Consider the following 19,554-nt stretch of genomic DNA (forward strand, 5'->3'; position numbering starts at 1 on the left):
TATCCCTATTGAATAAAACGTTCCATGAAGGCGTCATGTGTCTCTTTACCTATAATTGCCACTTGTTTAATTAATGTATAAATTATTTCAGTCTGTTTGTTACGCGCACTAGATTCAAGTTGTTGTGCTAATAAAAATAAGGCAGCAGCACCAAAACTACCAGAACTACTTTTTAAAGTATGGGCTTGGTCTTCAATCAACTCAAATTGTGTAGGGTCCAATACTGTAAGAGTTGCTACCCTTTCTAATAATTCTTCACAGAAAACCGCCATCATATTCGACAGACTGTCTTTTCCAAGTGCAGTTGATAATTCTGACAATATTATTTCGTCCAATAAATTTTGAGAAAAACTCTTAACCTGCGAAGAAATGATAGGCAGTGTTATGCTGGCATTAGGTAGCCACTTTTGGATAATGCTTAATAGCATTTTTTGATTAACAGGCTTAGAAATAAAATCTTTCATACCAACGAGATAACATTGCTCAACTTCCTCTTTCATCACATTCGCGGTCATAGCAAGAATGATTTGATTAGGATTAGTAGACAGAATAATATGGCTAGCCTCGAGCCCATCCATTTCAGGCATACGAATATCCATCAGAACCAAATCAAAGGCTCTTTCATTCATTAATTTAACAGCTTCAACACCGTTACAGGCATAAGTGACATCAAAGCCAGCTTTTGTCAGCATTGTTCCCGCAATTATTTGATTCGCAGGACTATCTTCAGCTAGCAGAATATGACCTTGAAATAAACTTTCTGCCAAATACACTTCTTCAAATTCATTACTAGGTGCATCTTGACTGAGCAACGCAAACTGCATTGAGCGACTTAAAGGCTTATTAACAACTTGGTCTAATCCTATATTCGATAAAGATTGTGAAATTTCAGAGCTCATCGCCGAGACTAAAGCAACTAAGGTCCCCTCATCACTAAGGTTGGTTTGCTTAAGCCAATTAATTTCATTTTTATCCACTTCAAATAAAAAAGTTTCATCAAGAAGAACAAGATCAAACCTTCCAAGTAGAATACTTTCTTCTTTTATCTCACCCCAGCTATTAACTACAACAGTTTCAATGCCATACTGTGAATATTGTTTAGAAACTATGCTTAACCATAATAAATCTGTGTGGGCTAACATCACCCGTGACTTGGTGGGAGGGCAATAGCTATGGCAATAGTTAGCTTCATGTGGTTGCAACGAAACATAGAAAGTAAAACAGCAACCTTTGTCAAGTTCACTCTCTAATTCAATTTCACCGCCCATCATAGTGATAAGTTCACGGCAGATAGCTAACCCTAAACCAGTACCTTTATAGTTTGTGTTATGGGTATCATGCACTTGACTAAACTCTTTAAACAATTTGCTCTGCGCTTCCTCAGAAATGCCAATACCAGAATCCGTGACTCGACAAAAAAGCTGCATCAACGACTGCTGGTTATCGGCTATCCACATTTCGACGGTGATTGTTCCTGATACTGAAAATTTAATCGCATTATCCACTAAATTATGGATGACTTGATTTAATCGCTGCCGATCACCCAGCAATGTCTGCGGAACATTACGATCTACAAAGCTAACGAGCTGCAGTCCCTTATCATAGGCTTTTGGCTCTAAAATTTGCAGAACTTGAGCAACAAGTTTATCTGGCTCAAATTCATTAGACTCCAACACCATTTGTCCAGCTTCAATCTTAGAGAAGTCTAAAATATCATTGATTGTATTGAGTAAAGCACTACCAGCCTCTCTAGTAATGTTGGCATGGATCCGCTGTTCTTTATTTAGTTTAGAATGGAGCAGTAATTCAACACCGCCTAAAATAGCATTGAGTGGAGAACGAATTTCATGACTCATTGTTGCCAGAAACCGTGATTTAACTTTATTGCCCAGCTCTGCTTGCTCTTTAGCTAACTGGAGCTTTAATTCGCTGGCTTTACGTTCGGAAATATCTCGTAAAAAAGCGGTAAAAAGGATTTCATTACCTAACTTGATTGGCACAACCTCCAGCTCTATTGGGATTTCATTACCAGCTTTACAAGTGGCCAATAACTCGATACGTTTATTGATTATGTTGCCAGAACCAGTCTGACGATAACGCTCCATTCCTCCTCTATGGCTTGAATGTTGGCTTTTGGGAATAATTAGTTCTTCAAGGTACCGTCCAATTGCTTCATGTCGTGAATAACCAAATAATCGCGTTGCCGCAAGGTTAAACTCAACAACACGGCCATCTATATCAATGGTTATCAAGCTATCTAGGCTTGCAGCTAAAGTCGCAAGTAGCACTGATTCGGTTTTAGCTGCTGCAACTTCTTTACGTTTTACATCAGATAAGTCTTTGACTAAACCTATAAACATTACCTTATTATCGATTTTCATTAGCGAAACCGATAGTGCAATTGGAAATAATTGTCCATCTTTACGTTGTGCCATCAATTCTCGGCTTGTGCCAATAATCTGAGTGACACCCGTTTCTAAATATTGATGAATAAAACTATCATGTGAAGAACGCATTTCGAAAGGTAAGAAAATAGCAACATTCTGGCCAATCAATTCATTGTGAGCATAACCAAATAATCGACTAATTGCGGGATTAATGTCCGTAATAGTACCTTTATCATTAATGATGACGAAACCATCAACGGCAGAGTCTAGAATGGTGTTTAACCGAATATTAGCTGCTTCTAGCGCTTTAGTTCTAGCGTCCACTTTATCAATCATATTGTTAAATGCTTTGCCCATTTGAGCGATTTCATCTTTCCCTTTAACAGGAATTCGCACCCCAAGCTCACCAGCCAATATTCGTTTAGACGCATTGGTAAGAATGGTTAAGTTTCGGGTCAAGTAATGGCCAAGGAGTAATGAAAATAACGCCACCAATAAAATTTCAATCCCAGCAATTGAGAGGATTTTTGTGGTTACCAACTGAATAAAATCATCAAGACTGCGAGTCTCAAAACCCATATTAATTGTGCCAAAACGATAACCATTATCTTCTATCTTATATTCTAAGTCGAAAATACCATCTTGTACTTGAGCTAATTCGGTATCGGGTTGATGTGAAACTTGAACATACTTGTCTGCCCCACCATAGGCTAAAATATGACTAGGGTCAGACACCGTGACATACAGTACCTCACTTTTAGTTAACAACTCTTCCACTAAAGCTTGCAATGTTGCTATATCATTACTTATAACAGCATCCTTTGCTGCAATCGAAAACAAAGTCAACGTGGTCTGAGCCCGCTTCTCAATTTGAGACTGATTAGATAGTTTCAGGTAATTAATACTTGTGTATACCAACAAAAATAGCAGCAAAGCTTCAATCAGTGCTATTCCAACAATCGTCTTCAGCCTAAAGGACACTTTATTTCTCTCCGAGCGGTTTAGATAGCGACCCGAGAGATAGTGACCGAATATCATCCCAATCTTTATCCTCACCCGCAGTAAAAGCTGAAAAATCCACTGAACTAAGTAATACTTGGCCTGCTGGGGTTGTAGATAGTTTTAGAAATTGTTCAAGTAATGCTTGTCGATGTACTTCAGATACCCGCGGGTGAGTTGCAATAGCATGTGGAGTATATTCAGGCGTTTTCCAAAGTATGTTAAGTTGCTGCTTCTGTGTATCGGTCAAATTATTAAAGGTACGCTGTACTCCTCCGCCAGCGTCTACAAGCCCTTGTATAACCGATAAATATACAGAATCGTGTGACCCCACGTATTTTACGTCGACATTAATTTTCGCATTTTTTAGATACGCCCTTGGCAAAACACTTGCTGCAAATGATGCTGGCGCAGGAAATGCCAACGTTTTACCTTCAAGTTGTTCTAATGACTTAATAGGCGAGTCCTTCCGAACAACAACGATGCCTTTGAGCTTCTTATTTTTCTCTCGCGCTAGAGCTTGGTAGCCAGGGAATTCATGAAATACTATGTAGTGATAAGGATTTAGGTAAGCGACATCATAAACCCCTGCCTTTAATCTAGCCTCAAAGGTTGGAATGTCGGGGGCTGTTGCAAATTGCAACTCATAATTAGCGCCTTGAGACAAGGCGGCCAAAATTGGCGGCCATAGCTTTGCGAGTTGAGCAGTTGATTGCTGAGGAACAACGCCAAAAATGAGTACCTGTTTAATATTATTGCTTGCTGGTGATTCTGACGCCATTACTCTTGGTGTATTGGTTACGCCTATCATTATCAAAGCGATAACGGAGAAAGATGTTAAGCGAGTTAGCCAAGCATGTGGGAATAAAGCAAGAAAGCTATTCATTCTAAATATCCTTTTATCAATGAAGTGCATAAAATTGTATGGTTGATGTATTTCACCAACTCAATACTGCATTAGCAACTCACATGCCATTAGTTAAAAAACATTAAAAACAATGGCCTAAATATTATTATATCGCATTAATTATTTACTATGGATGACAGTTTTGCATTTTGCAACTGAGTCATTTCAACCTGAACTTTTGACTCGCCATAATTGAGAATCTAACGAATTACTCAGCCTATCATCTTAAATTTATAGTCATTTATTATACAGGCATAGATTTTGCTCATCTTGAGCATCCCTTATGAAAGGAGGCGTACTATGCCATTATCCTCAATAACTACGCAGCAGCCTGAAATCTTATCTGTGTTGGTAGTGGAAGATACTGAGAGCGAGCGATTATTTATTTGTAACTTACTGAGACAATTTGGTTGGCTGGTCGAGAGCTGTAACAGCGCATACGCAGCACTAGCATATTTAAAGCATAGTTCTGTTCATGTAGTGATTAGCGATTGGCGTATGCCAGGTATGACAGGGATAGAACTGTGTCAAATATTGAAGAATGTAAACCTCCCACCTTTTGTCATTTTGCTAACCGCTAATAATCAAACAGCAGATATCGTACTAGGAATTGAAGCTGGTGCAGATGACTTTATTTGTAAACCATTCAATCCCGCATTGCTAAAAGTAAGAATGCTAGCTGCTATGCGGATCATGCAGTTACAACAAAACTTAGCAAAAAAAAATCAACTTTTACATCAAGGGCTTGAAAAAGAAACCGCGTTACTGAACACAATACAAAAAGATTTAATATCCGCAGCAAAGGTTCAACGCGAGCTATTACCCCGAGTGCAAGAGCTCCCAAATAATTGGCAGTTACATCATCGATTTCAACCTGCTAATTACCTTGCTGGGGATACTTTTCAATGTTTTGACTTAGGTGAAAATCAACTAGGTTTTTATCTCATCGATGCAGCCGGACACGGTATTACAGCTGCACTGCAAAGCGTGAGTTTAGCGCAGCGTTTATCGATGGAAAGAACAAATTGGCACCAACAATCCCCAAATGAAATCGTAAATGCATTGAACCAAGAACTAAGCGATCCAGATAATACTGGGCGATTTGTCACTTTGCTTCTAGGCAAGATTAATACTTCAAACGGCGAAGTGCAGATTTGTAGTGCCGGACATCCTTCGCCTCTCCTGTTAACTAACTCCGATTGTGAATCTCTCGTTCTCGAAACTGAGTTGCCCATAGGAATACACAGTGCAATACAGTATAAAAATCAAAATTTTAAGATGAAACCAGGTACACGATTAATACTATTTTCCGATGGCGCCTACGAATGCAAACATGAAAAATTTGGCATATTTGGTCTAGACCGTTTACAACAATTATGTGAAAAAGCAAAAAATCTGAGCAGTGAGCAATTACTACACCATCTAAGTCATGCATTAAAACTGTGGCAATGCAACAACATACAAGACGATATATCAATGATGTTAATTACTTATCCATCACAACTTATGCCAAGACTACACTGGAGGTATTATGAATAGTTTACAGCTCAAACTTACCCAAGAACAATGGCGTATTCAGCAGTTTTGCCCTGAGTTAGAACAGTTTATGCTTTTGCAGAATGTACATGAACGCCAAAGATTTAAAGTAATTATTTGTGTACTTGAGGCTATTAATAACATACTCGACCATACTGAAGCGGGCTTAGAGCAAATAGTGCTAATTATGCATTGCAATGATGATCGCATTATTGTTGACCTGCTTGACCACTCGACCGTTTTGCCTAAGATTGAGCCTCATCATTGCCCAGAACAAATGAATGAACATGGCCGTGGTCTATGGATTATGTATAACTGGATGGATGAAGTTCGATTTCAGCCCACTGTGCTTGGTACTCATTTAAGGTTAATTTTACTCCGCCGACATTAGTTTTGTGGCGAAACTATTCAAAAAATCCTATTCACACTTACTACAGTGATGTGATGACCATTATTTAACAGGTTAATCAAACAAGAATAATCATAGTAGAATTGAGTACTACTTTTATATGGTTAGCAATTTGCAATGCAAATTGCTAACCGACCATAAACAGAGTTGATAATTTAGAAAATCAATTAAAAATCAATTAAAAATCAATAGTTAAAGTATTGGCCTAATAAATGCTTTCCCAATATGCATACTAAATTGTTAACAGCCTTAAAGAGGAAAGCATCATGAAATTCTCCCCGATAGAAAAACAGAATGCGAGCATAGTGACATTCCCAACTGAAATGATAATGGCCAATACTCCAACTCATAGAGCAGCTTTGTTGCGGCATATGGAAAATGGTACCAATCGGCTAATTATTAATCTTGAAGAGGTGAAGTATATTGATTCAAGTGGATTATCAGTGCTTATCTCAGCCCTTAAATATGCACAGTTACACGATGGTGAGATTTTACTCTTATCCCCATCTGATAATGTTAGATCATTAATTGAGCTCACTCGACTACATCAAATCTTCACTATTTATGAATGCCAAGATGCTGCTATCGCACATCTAAGCCATAGTTCGATGCAAGTTAATTAAGCATCAATATCAAGGGGAAGCTCATGAATAACCGTCAAGGTAACCAATCATTAGTACTGAACTGCAGCTCCGCACTGCTTTGCTTAGCCTTAAGTGCCTGCACCACCCCTATGCACTCACAACAAGATAAGCTGTGCCAGCAGCAGTCAGATCAATATTGTCATTACTTCGGTACACAAGTTCCTTATCAACGACAGGCAAATCTCGCACTACTCAATAGTCAAACAGAGGGCGTGGTACTTAATTCTGATGAAAATCAGGTGATTAGTGCGGACTTTTATCAAGAAACCGTCCTTAACTTACAGCTTTCTGTGGGGGATAAGCTACATATTAGTATTTTTAATGGGGATGATTTCAATGCCGACGTTGAGATTGATGCAAACGGACAAATTTACTTACCTTATTTACCGCCGATTTTAGCTAAAGGCAGTAATATTAATACGCTTAAAACAAAGATCGCTCAAACCTTGGTAAACGAGCAACTAATGCACCCTAATAAAATTAGGATCAGCATCAGTCCAATCGCTTGGGCTCCTATAGAGGTCACTGTACTTGGTGCCGTGTTTGAACCTGGCCAACATTTGATAAATAAAAAATCCGATACCGAAATCAAAGACGACGATAAAATTCATAGCGGAGATCAAGCACTAGACAGAACTATTAGTGCCGCACTGCGTTCATCTGGTGGTGTGCGCCCAGATGCAAAAATAAATCAAGTCTGGGTTATCCGAGGAGATAAACAGTATTCTTTTGACTTAACGGGCGTAATGAACGGTGAACCAGTTCCCGATTTTTTATTAAGTGCGGGAGATCAAATCCTCGTTCCCAGTTCCCACAATTTTCAAGACAAACTAGTACGGCCTTCACAAATTACTATACCAGGTATAAGAGTTTTTATTTCAAATTTAACACAGCCAGCCAGTAGCAATTCTCAATCTGGGCTCGACACTGAAGCAACGCGTTTCCCCTATGGCACACGCTTACTCACAGGAGCGATAGCGGCAAATTGTATAGGTGGAGCTCAAAGTACTAATGCTAGCCGTCATGTACTTTTAGTAACCCGAAATCCCTTATCCGATGAAACCGATATTGTTGAGCGATCAATGGATAGCTTGATCCGTCAGTCTTGGCAACCCCAAATGAATCCAGTGCTGCTGCCTGGTGACGGCATAGCCTGTTATGACTCAGGTATAACCAATATTCGAGAGATAGCTCGCAGCCTGACCGATGTGCTGATTCCCACCAGTATTTTGGGTTTACTCTAATACTGAGGACATTATGATGAAAGCACGTCATGAGACACATCAACTGTTGTGGATAAAACGCGCTCTCGTCAATGGCAGCAATTTATCTCCAATAGCGCGCCGTAAGTTATACATAAAAACCGTACTATTAACTTTAGCTTTGATCTGGCTACTTGTACTCGTGATACTGTTCATTACTCCAACGCGCTACACCAGTAAATGGGTATTAATTTTACCCGGCGCAGGTGCTGGCGCCATGGTAAGTTTAGATAGTATTGGTCAAGCAAGCAGTTCAAGCAGTTCACCTTATTTAAGTTCGGCAATTGATCCTCGCGAAAACTATAAGGCTATTGCTTTGAGCGATATTTTACTCAGTACAACGGCTAAAGAACTAAATATCACGGCTTCGGCATTAGGTATGCCTAAACTGAAGTTACCCAGTCAAACCGGCTTAATGGAATTCACTATAAATGCCGCGACTCCAGAGCTAGCCGAGAAAAAAGCATGGGCACTATATCAACATTTACAAATAATGTTGTCACAGCTCAGAACAGATGAAATCCTTATCCGGGAAAATGGGGTCAGAATTGGACTCGAAGGATTCGCCAGTAAAGTAAAACAGAGTCAGTCAAATATTTTAGCATTCCAATCAAAAACAGGGCTGGTTTCTCTCGATCAATTTAAAGAAGTGGCACTCACAATAGAGCGCCTTCGTCAAAGCCAAGTCAATCTCAGAGCCAAACTTGAAGGCGGGCTAGCCAGTCAACACCTATTGGAGTCTAGCCTGTCGCTTACTGCCAGCCAATCTGCGGATCTACTCAAACTTAAGAATGATCAATTATTCCAGCAGTTATTGCTCAAATATACTGAGTCCAGCTCACTCTTAGTCAGTTTAAGCGGTAATTTTGCTCAACAACATCCCCAAGTTTTAACTGCAAAAACTGAACAAAAAGTCATGCTAAATGCACTTAATAGTCGTTGCCAGAAACTCCTTTTACGTTGCGATCCACAATTAATGGTGATCCTATCTGTGGATGATATTGATGGCCGAGCCGAATTGATGCAAAAACTAATTAATTTCGCCACTGAAAATGCAGGGTTTAGCGATGAACTAGCATCATTAACTGAACAAATTGACCTATGGGAAACTCGCTTAAAACACAGTAACGATGATGCCGCTAAATTAGAAGATTTACATCGAGATCATCAACTGGCGACGGCAGTATTTACCTCTGCAATTGCTAAAATAGATGTAGGTAAAGCTGATATTTTCTCTGCATATCCTTTATTACAACTATTTTCACCGCCCAGCCGTCCAGAAAAAGCCGATAAGCTAGGGTTTATTTTGACTCTCATTGGTGGCATTGCCGCCTCTATCATGGTAATTGCAGGATTGAGTATACTATGGATACGCAAACCCTTACTCCAGAGAATCCTGACGAACGAGTAGTTTGGCTAGCAATTACTGGGACCTACATCTTTTGGATCCTTGGCGCTATGTATTTAATAGCACCAGTAATTGGTTGGATTTTAGTTCTTAAGATCATTGGACGAGTACTCTTCCATGCCGAAGGTATACGCATTTCTTTTCCCGTAATAAGTTGGATTGGCGCGATGCTACTCATGTTATTTGCCCTAGTCATTGGGCATTTAATAGAAGGGTTGGGTCTTGCTCAGCTGATAAAATCCTCTATCGGCTGGGCAAAGGGCTGGGCATTATTGGCTATTTTCCCACTCATAGGCGGAATGCAAATAAGACCAGAATTAATTTATCGGGCTAGCTGTGTGGTCGGTAAACATACATTAATACTATTTCCATTATTCATTTTAGCTTGGAGAGTAGGTTTACCAAGTACGCTCTATGTCTCACCGTTAAGTATTATTGGTGGTCCTGGTCCTGAGTTTTTCAGCGTAAGCTTATATGAAATCGACCCTGGTAGCGGAATTCCACGCTGGCGCCTATTTACTCCATGGGCTCCTGCTCTTGGGATGGTGGGTAATCTGTATTTTTTATTTGCTCTTCAGGAAACGGATAAACGCTATCGTTTGTACGGGATCATTGGGAGCATAATCATGGTACTCATTTCCCAGTCAAGACTTGCGATACTTTGCTGTTTTGCACTAATCGTTTATTTCAATTTTATTCGTTATGCTAAATATCCTTGGCTTTATCTGCTATTGAGCCCAGTCTTTTTATTGGCCGGGGTGCTCGGAGAGACTGTGCTATCCACGATAGAATCAAGCATTCATAGCGTCAAAGCTGCCAGAGCAGATTCAACTCGTGTGCGCGAAGCTCTTGGGAATATTGCCGTCGAACGCTGGGCAAATGAGGCCGTAATATGGGGTCATGGCATAGTTGAACGTGGTCCCCATATGGTTGAATACATGCCAATAGGCTCACATCACACTTGGTATGGGTTATTATTCGTAAAAGGTATTGTCGGTGCTATAGCGCTTGCATTACCACTGATAGTAAGCGTTTGCTGCCTACTATCCTCTGTTATGCAATCACGGCTTTCTGCCGTTGGTATGGCAATTATACTCATACTACTGTTATATACTTTTGGAGAAAATCTCGAGATCCTTGCTTACCTTTTCTGGCCTGGATTAGTTATTCTCGGCGCCGCTCATACTCAAACTAAATACCCCACCAATTAAGCCTTATTTTACGATACCGGCCTCTTACGTGTTATTTGCATCTTGATTTGCATTTTGCAACCAACAAATGTTTATAACAAAAGCATCGACTATACTCATTATCACAAGCAAACCTAAGATATTGTTATTTAATAAAATAAATAAAATTTTGAATTATGGCACAGAAACTGTATTACCTCATCAGGACAAACTCAGTTGAATAGGTTGTTTGATGAAAACGTTAGCGCAGATAGGTGCCATATGGCACATACAAGGCACTAAACGCCTTGCAACTAATATGCTTTGGCTTGGTTCAGCACAGGTATTAGGGCGTGTCGTTCGTTTAGGCAGCAGTATTATTCTTGCGCGTTTACTCACGCCAGATATCTTTGGCCAAGTGGCAATTATTCTAACTTCGTTTGAAATTATAAGTATTTTTATTCGCAGAATAACCTCTGCACCATTAATAAAAATGCAAGACTCTGATTTCATATCCCATTTAGCCAGTGCCAACGGACTTAACTGGTTTGTGTGTTTATCGTCTTTTGTTGCCTTGAGCTTACTCAGTGGCCCCATCGCTATTTACTATCAAGATATGTCGATAGTTAAGCCTATGATACTCATGGCAACAAGCTTCTTATTACTCCCCTTTGGTATGATCTATGCCACAGCAAACTTAAGAAACAATAGAATGCGCGTTGTTGGTAGAGCAAGTCTTTGGCAAACCATTGCTGATAGTGTTCTTACTGCAATATTGGTACTTTGTGGTTTTGGAATATGGGGAATAGTTATTCCCAAAGTGTTGGTAGTATTAATTTGGATAGGGATCCATCGTTATCACAATCATCTCACCATCAGTTCGACATCAATTTTTGATAGACAAGGGAAATATTTTATTAAACATTCCTGTGCACAAAAATGCCGGAATTTATTGCACTTCGGACTTATGGTAGGTATTGGGGATTTTAGTTTAGCATTAAGACAGAATATCGATTATTTATTAGTAGGTTATTTTTTAGGCGTAGAAGCACTTGGTGTATATTTTTTTGCAGTAAATGCCAGTTTAGGTGTAAGCCTTGGCCTAGTACAAAGTTTTGGTACCGCGTTTTACTCCCACCTCTGTCATCCCGATAGTGAAAACGCATTACAGAAATACCGTCACGCCCTGCTCAGTATCATGTTAGTTACACTTCCCATTATTAGCTTGCAAAGCATACTCGCACCTTGGTATTTACCGATTGTTTATGGCGAACATTGGCTTGATGCTGGCGCTTTGCCTATATTTATTTTGCTGTGCTTAAGTGGTTTAACGCGCCCATTAGGTGAAGCTGCAAGCCAACTGCTCATCTCAAGCGGCCTAAATCAATTAAATCTCTTGTGCAATTTTGGATTTGTTGCGCTTCTCACTCTTGCTATAAGCCTAGGATCACTGTGGGGACTTACAACTGTCGCCATGAATATCTTCGTTTGCTACCTGATTTACATGCCACTATTTGCTTATTTTGTTATGAAACCCACGGCCAAAAAACTTGGCTTAATCACTCTATCTCCCTCATTAGGAGGTTCATTATGATCCCTTCAGTTTCAGTCATTATGCCTGTTTACAATGTTGAAGCCTTTGTGTCTAAGGCGATTCAGTCCGTGTTAGCTCAAAGTTATACTGATTTTGAACTCATCATAGTGAATGATTGCGCAACCGATAACAGTTTAGCTAAATGCCAGAACTTCTCCGATAGTCGCATAAGAATAGTGACCCATACTGCTAACAAAGGGCTGGCCGCGGCGCGTAATACTGGAATACGCCACGCAATTGGTCGCTATGTGGCTTTTATCGACTCGGATGACCTTTGGCATCCTGATAAATTAATGCTCCATGTTGAGCACCTGAAAAACTCTCCAAAGGTAGGGATCAGCTTTTCACGGTCTAGTTTTATTGATTACCATGGAAATCCTATTAACTTTTTCCAAATGCCACAATTAACCAACATAAATCCTGGTCATCTACTGTGCAGAAACCCAGTTGGTAATGGTTCCGCCCCTGTGATCCGCCGCGAAACATTGAATGAAATCCGTTTTCAAGCATTGAATCATACCGAAAGCTACAGTTGTTATTTTGATGAAAATTTTCGCCAGTCAGAGGATATTGAATGCTGGTTTCGTATTTTGGCCACCACACAGTGGAAAATGGAAGGTATTCCCGAACCCTTAACTTATTACCGATTAAATCATGGTGGTTTATCGTCAAACTTAACTAAGCAGCTCGCGTCTTGGGAGCAAATGATAACTAAAGCACGCCGTTTCGCGCCTAAAATCTTAAAGATTCACGAAAATGCAGCTAGAGCCTATCAACTTCGCTATTTAGCACGGCAAGCTATTCGCCTTGGGGATGGGAAAATGGCAAAAAATCTAGTTAATCAAGCTTTAATTACCTCGCCGACAATATTGATCACAGAGACGAGTCGCACACTAACAACGCTATTTGCAGCTTATTTGCAGTGGTTACTACCCAGCAGTATCTACAAAATCTGTGAAACTGCGGGGCAGTATTATATAGGATACCGCCAAAAAATGCGGATTAAACGTGATGGTGTAAAGCCTTCAGTATTGTCATCAAATCTTAAGTAATCTTTATCGACCTTATCCCGCATATGCACATGCGGGTTAATAACCCTAACGTTAAACTTTATCACTGTAGTTCGTTTGATTTATTCCGACTTTTATTTGCAGCTTGCATTGCAAACTGCAAATAAGAAATTTTCTTTGTAAAAAAATAAGTTAAATCAATGATTTTCAATGAGTTTAAAGTATGGCCTACATTGTGCATTGTTAGGTAAAGGCTCTGAGTTAAATAATAAGTAGCAGTAACTCTTGAGCAACCAATAAAGTCAGTTAGGAGTTAATGATGAACACATTGAACCTGAGTAAAACATGTATACCAACTCTTTGGTCAATACAATTCGCAGATCGCATTATCGCACTAGCTGCATTGCTGCTTTTCTTCCCTCTAATCTCATGTATTTATCTTTATCTCAAAGTCATGAATAAAACTAAGCTAGAGCGCGTTTATATTCATGGAATCGATAACCTGGTCGGTTTATATCAATTCCCCTATCAAGGGTGGACTCATCAACTACCTGTTATTATTAATATTATAAAAGGTGATATAGGTCTACTGGGTGATGAAGTTCATTTTTCGTTTGAACCAAAACCAGTGCTTTTTTGCCGTCCAGGCTTAGTGTCAATTTCATCGATGCAACGCAGGATAGGCATCGACTTTGAAGACAGTTTACCCTCTTTACGGAAAGCATATTCAAGTCTGTGGAATTACCTTTTAGCTTTAGTCAGAGTCACAATTAATAGTGCATTAACTTCCAACAAGACATCACAAGCAGAGCGAATTTCACTATTTGGGTTGTCACTACACAATGCAACGATGAATGGCATGCTAAATCTTATTGTGTCGAAAGCAAAAACACCGGCGAAAAGCCTAACTCAATTTGCTTTTGTTAATGCTGACTGCCTCAATAAAGCTTACACAGACAGTCAGTACCATCGTGAGTTAAATAACTGTGAAGCGATTTTTGCCGACGGAATCGGCGCTAGAATAGCTTGCCGTTGGCTAGGTGTTGGATTAAAAGCTAATCTCAATGGCACCGATATGCTCCCACTACTTTGTGAGCAATTGATAAAAGAAGAACTGTCCCTGTTTTTATTAGGCGGCGCACCAGAAGTGGCACATCAAGCTGCGCAACAATTACAACTTTCACATCCTATGCTTAAGATTGCGGGAACTCATCATGGTTTTTTCCATGAAGCCGACACGAAATCGGTTCTTAAAATCATTAACTCATCAGGTGCAGCAGTTTTACTGGTTGCAATGGGTGCACCTAAACAAGAACTGTGGCTTGCAAAATATCATTCTAAGTTAAGCCCCGCCGTTGGTATTGGTGTAGGTGGTCTATTCGACTTTTATTCTAATCGCATCAACAGAGCACCACTCTGGTTAAGACAAATGGGTATGGAATGGATTTGGCGCCTAATACAAGAGCCTAGGCGCATGTGGCGTCGCTACATATTTGGTAATCCTTTGTTTTTATTAAGAGTAAGAAAAGAAGTACGCCAACTTAATAATAAGAAACCACATCAATCTGAAACAAAAACCAACGTAATCAACTATCCAAATTTGAGTAAATCCAGCACACAGCAACGCTGCGGCCGTATTCAACTGCGCTTATTACTTAATCGTATTGCCAAACGCAGTTTGGATGTGAGTGTTGCAGCATTTGCATTGGTGTTACTGGCGCCCTTACTTCTGCTTGTGGCGTTATTCATTCGCCTCGAATCACCAGGAGCGGTCCTTTTTAGCCAACAAAGGGTTGGGAAGTTCAATCACACTTTTACTATGTGGAAATTCCGATCTATGTATCAGGATGCAGAGGCTCGCTTAGCAAGCCTACAAAAGGCTAACGAAATGCAAGGTGGGGTTATTTTTAAAATGAAATGTGACCCCAGAATCACTCGCATCGGTAAATTTATTCGAAAAACCTCTATCGATGAGTTACCTCAACTTTGGAATGTCATACTCGGCGATATGTCCCTTGTTGGACCGCGCCCAGCATTACCTAGAGAAGTCGCTCAATATAGCCCCAGTGACCGCCGTAGATTACAAGTAAAGCCTGGAATTACTTGTATATGGCAAGTATCTGGACGCTCAAATATTCCTTTTGACAGGCAAGTCGAGCTGGATGTTGATTACATCTATCAACAGTCTCTAACTGAGGATATCTATTTGTTAATTAAAACAATCCCTGCAGTTATCTTCAGTCGCGGTGCCTATTAAGGAGAATGCTATGCAAGCCATTATTTTCGCGAATCGTCATGGAAATGAGTTATCGCCATTGGATGAGCAATATTGCCCTGCGCTACTACCAGTGGGAAATCGAGCCTTAATTGAGTATACGCTCGAAGATGTTGCAGATGCAGGAATCACTCAAGTTAAGCTGGTTATTTCAAGCCATGCTGAAAAGATAGAAGCTTATTTAGGTGATGGTAGCCGCTGGGGTGTAAAGATTGAATATTTCCTGACTAAAGTACAGGAATCGGTTACTCAAGTTATGTCACGAATGAAACTGGATTTAAATGAGGAAACCTTAGTTGCTCGAGGCGATATATTGCGCTCTCCTTGTATAAATTGCTTCGTTAATTATAGCAAAAACATAAAATTACGCTTAGTACGCCCGAAGCTAGCTGATTTAAATCCAGGATTATTAATGCTGCCAGCGGCCCAAAATCACTTACATTTACTCGATTGGCCATTAGACAACACCACATTATGTGCGGAAGCTATAACTGAAATTTTACATGGTCAATGCGCCATGCTCGATAGCTTTGAATCCTATCTTTACGCCAACTTGACAATCGCAGATGCAAGCTTTTACGGGCTGACAGCCTCGGGACGTCCGAGTGCCAGTATCAAACCGACTAAATATTTTTACTTAGGAGCCAAAACAAGAACAGGGTTACTTTCGCGACTACATGCTTGGGGAGCCATAGGTGAACAAACATGGATTGCACCTAACGTAAACATGCAAAATAAAATTGTTATTGGCAATAAGTGTCTGATTGAAAAAGATTGTAATTTAAATGATTGCTTAATTTTAGATAATAGCTTTGTTGGCGAAGGTCTCAATATTGATAACTGCATTATTAGTCAGAATGTACTTATTAATGTAGGGCTAAAATCCGCGATAAAAATCAATGATCCTAGATTAATTTCCACAAGTCATAAACAGATACCCCATACTGAGTCTTTTTTAATTCGGCTAATTTCCCTATTATTATTATGTTTAAGCCTGCCACTCTGGCCCATACTGTTTACTTGGGGAGTCATACATTCATGGCATGGCTTTATCAAAATGCAATTAATAAGTAATCAAAATAAATTGCTTAACAGTTGGCGCTTTAATATACCATATCAAGGTCTTGCATTATTACCTCAGCTTTACCATGTGTGCCTCGGAAAATTGCATCTAATGGGATTGAGTGCAAAAACAGAGCAATCACCATATACAGCACAAGAACCAAGTAAGCATGGCGTTTATGGCCCAGTTCAATTACTCGCACCATATGCTATACCAGAAGAAGAAAAAATCATTATAGAGCAAGACTTCAAGACAAAGAATAAACGTGATCAAGTTCGTCAACTATTAAAACAAAATTCTAGGGCTGTACATTCAGCCTTGGGTACACAATCAATACAAGCCCATATTGACTCTCACTCAAGCAAGAGGAATTAATCATGAAATCAATCATCACTTATGGTACCTATGATCTGTTCCACTATGGTCATGTGAGATTATTTCAAAGACTCAAAGCGATGGGAGATAAACTTATTGTTGGTGTATCAACAGATGAGTTTAACTCTCTCAAAGGAAAAGTGGCTTTTTTTAATTACCAGCAACGTATAGAGATGATAAGTGCCTGTAAATATGTAGATTTAGTGATACCTGAAACTCACTGGCAGCAAAAAGCTAAAGATATTGTAGAACTCAATGTGAATATCTTTGGTATGGGTTCTGATTGGCAGGGGAAATTTGATTATTTAAAAGAGTTTTGCCAAGTGATTTATTTGGAAAGAACAGATGCTATTTCAACCACTGAAATCAAAACCAACTTGGCAGTCCCTCGCTCAAACTGCATCAGATTGCCATCCTCCGCCTTGATTAAGTGAGGTTCATCATGAAAACAAACTTATTTACTTCATTATTAAAGAAATGTATTTATGGTCTTTCATGGTTTTTTCCGCGGCAAGGAAATAAAGCTGTATTTGGTTGCTATAAAAACCTTTTTGCGGATAACAGTAAATATTTATATCTGCACTGGCACAAAAATAAATTTATGCATGTAATTTGGATTAGTGGTGATGCATCACTAGTTAACGCGCTGAGGAAAAAAGGATTTATCGCCTATGAACGATGGAGTTTAGAAGGTGTTTATCATGCACTAACGGCAAGATTTTACATATATAATAGTTATATTGGTGACGTCAATCAGTGGTTTGCTAGTGGTTCAATTAAAATCAATCTCTGGCATGGTTCCCCGTTGAAAAGGATTGAGTTTGATATAGACCACGGACCTCTAGCGCATAAGTATCAATCCAATTCATATTGGCAAAAAACTTGGCATTCACTACTGTATCACCAAGAATATGTTCGACCTCAGTTGATGCTCAGTCCAAGTCCATTAGTTGACCGTTTATTTTGCAGCGCCTTCAGATTACAAAAAAAACAATTGCTCAGTTGCGGTAATCCAAGAACTGATTTTTATCGCCGCTATCCGGATAAATGTCAAAGTATCAATTCAAAACCTGATGGTACAAGCTATAAAAAGGTCATACTGTATGCCCCATCTTGGCGAGATGCCAACTTAAGTAATACTGAAACAGTACAATCCCCCTACGAAAAAGCCTTCAACTGGGGTGTGTTATCCCAGTTTTTAGTCAATTCAGACTGCTTGTTTTTGTTAAGATTACACCCGAATGAAAGACATTATGCTAAACACTTTAGTGCATACCCTAATGTAAGAGATATCAGCAGTTGGGAGGATGTCTACGGTATCTTACATCAAGTAGATCTGTTACTTACGGATTATTCATCTTTATTTATTGATGTATTACCGTTAAATATCCCTATAGTTTTCTACCTTTTCGACCATGAAAGCTATATTAAAAATAGCCGTAATTGTTACGAATATAGTCAATGTCTACCACAAGCTGGGCTAATTGCATATGGGTTCGAAGAATTAATAAACATATTAAAAAATAATACATCAAAAAAACAGACAGAAACGTTACATCTTGCCTATACACAATTACAAAAACTCTATTGGCAAGAAATGAATGAACATTCAGACTGCTTTGAGCTGCTTGAACGTTATATCTGTCGCCGCAATTTACTAAAGTCTCCATTAAATACACAAATTAGTTAAATAGGTCTTTAAACCAATCCCAAATTCCTAATGATATCTCGGGGAAAATATTAATACCTAGGGATGATTTCAGTAGATATAAGAGCAGCAGTCCAAACAGTACGCTCAGTAGCATAAAACCGAGCACTAATGTAGAGAAGGCCAGCAATGAAAACCGCTTTTCACGGCGAGTATAAGCGCGTTTATTTTTACCTAAGAGAAACACATAGTAAAAACGCCACTTAATAAATGGAAGCGAAAAAGTACCACGACTATCAACAAAATGCTTACCCCAAGTACGGTCACCTAAGGCAATTCTAATACCCATTAGTTGCTCATTCGTATAGCTATCACTTATCTCCGGCGGCAACTTTGAAAGTAACTTGGAAATAATGGGATCTTGTCGAATATTCGCTAGTTCGGCTATGTAAAACTCTTCTAATTTTTCCATTTTTTTTAAGAAAATAGTAACTCACATTATAGACCGAAAGCGATAAAGCCACAAAATACATAATGTTCTGGTCTAACACCATCGGACATATATGGGGTTCAGTCTGTGGTGGCTTAACAATATTAAGCCATTGCCAAGATTTGTTGAGGACGTGAAAGTAGAAAAAACTTCAAGCCGTTGCGGTCGAGTTCGACAGTGTTCCATGAATGGGAGGCAATCAAATCGACAAAATAGCGCTTCAAATCATCGGTAGTCAGGGTGTAGGGGCATCAGTTAAAATAAGTCGCAATGCGGCGTATCGCTCGGCTATAGGCATCAATGATTGCAGGCCGCTTGCCTTGCAAGGTTAAGTTGGTAAGATGTTGTTCATAAAGTAAATCAAAGCGTTGTTGTTCG

15 protein-coding genes are annotated in these 19,554 nt (G+C 39.4%); 12 read left to right on the forward strand and 3 right to left on the reverse strand.

Going from position 1 to position 19,554, the window contains the following annotated elements:
• Positions 1–5: 5 nt before the first annotated feature.
• The gene (locus Q4Q50_RS14940) at positions 6–3,425 is read right to left on the reverse strand and encodes a PAS domain S-box protein (protein WP_311899992.1); all 3,420 of its coding nucleotides are present in this window, start codon (positions 3,423–3,425) and stop codon (positions 6–8) included.
• Positions 3,370–4,272, reverse strand: coding sequence for a phosphate/phosphite/phosphonate ABC transporter substrate-binding protein (locus Q4Q50_RS14945; RefSeq protein WP_006083686.1), 903 nt, complete (start codon positions 4,270–4,272; stop codon positions 3,370–3,372). The genes Q4Q50_RS14940 and Q4Q50_RS14945 overlap by 56 nt, the downstream gene beginning before the upstream one ends.
• 321 nt (positions 4,273–4,593) lie before the next feature.
• Here Q4Q50_RS14945 and Q4Q50_RS14950 point away from each other — a divergent pair, with 321 nt between their 5' ends.
• The 12 genes from Q4Q50_RS14950 (at position 4,594) to Q4Q50_RS15005 (ending at position 18,728) form a co-directional block, all read left to right on the forward strand.
• The gene (locus Q4Q50_RS14950) at positions 4,594–5,832 is read left to right on the forward strand and encodes a SpoIIE family protein phosphatase (RefSeq protein WP_006083685.1); all 1,239 of its coding nucleotides are present in this window, start codon (positions 4,594–4,596) and stop codon (positions 5,830–5,832) included.
• Positions 5,825–6,220 (forward strand): ATP-binding protein, encoded by a 396-nt coding sequence (locus Q4Q50_RS14955; protein WP_006083684.1) that lies wholly within the window; start codon positions 5,825–5,827, stop codon positions 6,218–6,220. The genes Q4Q50_RS14950 and Q4Q50_RS14955 overlap by 8 nt, the downstream gene beginning before the upstream one ends.
• Positions 6,221–6,504: 284 nt before the next feature.
• The gene (locus Q4Q50_RS14960; protein WP_006083683.1) at positions 6,505–6,861 is read left to right on the forward strand and encodes an STAS domain-containing protein; all 357 of its coding nucleotides are present in this window, start codon (positions 6,505–6,507) and stop codon (positions 6,859–6,861) included.
• Between the two features lie 23 nt (positions 6,862–6,884).
• The gene (locus tag Q4Q50_RS14965) at positions 6,885–8,126 is read left to right on the forward strand and encodes a polysaccharide biosynthesis/export family protein (protein WP_006083682.1); all 1,242 of its coding nucleotides are present in this window, start codon (positions 6,885–6,887) and stop codon (positions 8,124–8,126) included.
• A gap of 13 nt (positions 8,127–8,139) precedes the next feature.
• The gene (locus tag Q4Q50_RS14970) at positions 8,140–9,555 is read left to right on the forward strand and encodes a GumC domain-containing protein (RefSeq protein ID WP_006083681.1); all 1,416 of its coding nucleotides are present in this window, start codon (positions 8,140–8,142) and stop codon (positions 9,553–9,555) included.
• On the forward strand, positions 9,510–10,763 hold the full coding sequence (locus Q4Q50_RS14975; RefSeq protein ID WP_006083680.1) for an O-antigen ligase family protein: 1,254 nt from the start codon (positions 9,510–9,512) through the stop codon (positions 10,761–10,763). Before Q4Q50_RS14970 ends, Q4Q50_RS14975 begins: the two co-directional genes overlap by 46 nt.
• A 211-nt stretch (positions 10,764–10,974) precedes the next feature.
• Positions 10,975–12,315: an oligosaccharide flippase family protein gene (locus tag Q4Q50_RS14980; RefSeq protein ID WP_063883078.1), complete on the forward strand. Its 1,341-nt coding sequence runs from the start codon at positions 10,975–10,977 to the stop codon at positions 12,313–12,315.
• On the forward strand, positions 12,312–13,367 hold the full coding sequence (locus tag Q4Q50_RS14985; protein ID WP_063883077.1) for a glycosyltransferase family 2 protein: 1,056 nt from the start codon (positions 12,312–12,314) through the stop codon (positions 13,365–13,367). Before Q4Q50_RS14980 ends, Q4Q50_RS14985 begins: the two co-directional genes overlap by 4 nt.
• 277 nt (positions 13,368–13,644) lie before the next feature.
• Positions 13,645–15,582, forward strand: coding sequence for a WecB/TagA/CpsF family glycosyltransferase (locus Q4Q50_RS14990; protein WP_311899996.1), 1,938 nt, complete (start codon positions 13,645–13,647; stop codon positions 15,580–15,582).
• Positions 15,583–15,592: 10 nt separating this feature from the next.
• Positions 15,593–17,038, forward strand: coding sequence for a sugar phosphate nucleotidyltransferase (locus Q4Q50_RS14995; RefSeq protein WP_006083677.1), 1,446 nt, complete (start codon positions 15,593–15,595; stop codon positions 17,036–17,038).
• Positions 17,039–17,040: 2 nt separating this feature from the next.
• Entirely contained in the window at positions 17,041–17,472 is a 432-nt protein-coding gene (locus tag Q4Q50_RS15000) for an adenylyltransferase/cytidyltransferase family protein (RefSeq protein WP_006083676.1), read from the forward strand.
• An 8-nt stretch (positions 17,473–17,480) separates the two neighbouring features.
• Positions 17,481–18,728: a CDP-glycerol--glycerophosphate glycerophosphotransferase gene (locus tag Q4Q50_RS15005; protein WP_006083675.1), complete on the forward strand. Its 1,248-nt coding sequence runs from the start codon at positions 17,481–17,483 to the stop codon at positions 18,726–18,728.
• Here Q4Q50_RS15005 and Q4Q50_RS15010 read toward each other — a convergent pair.
• Entirely contained in the window at positions 18,721–19,158 is a 438-nt protein-coding gene (locus tag Q4Q50_RS15010) for a hypothetical protein (protein WP_006083674.1), read from the reverse strand. The genes Q4Q50_RS15005 and Q4Q50_RS15010 overlap by 8 nt on opposite strands.
• Positions 19,159–19,554 lie beyond the last annotated feature (396 nt).

Source organism: Shewanella scandinavica (genome assembly GCF_031932065.1).
GTDB classification, from domain to species: Bacteria; Pseudomonadota; Gammaproteobacteria; order Enterobacterales; family Shewanellaceae; genus Shewanella; species Shewanella baltica.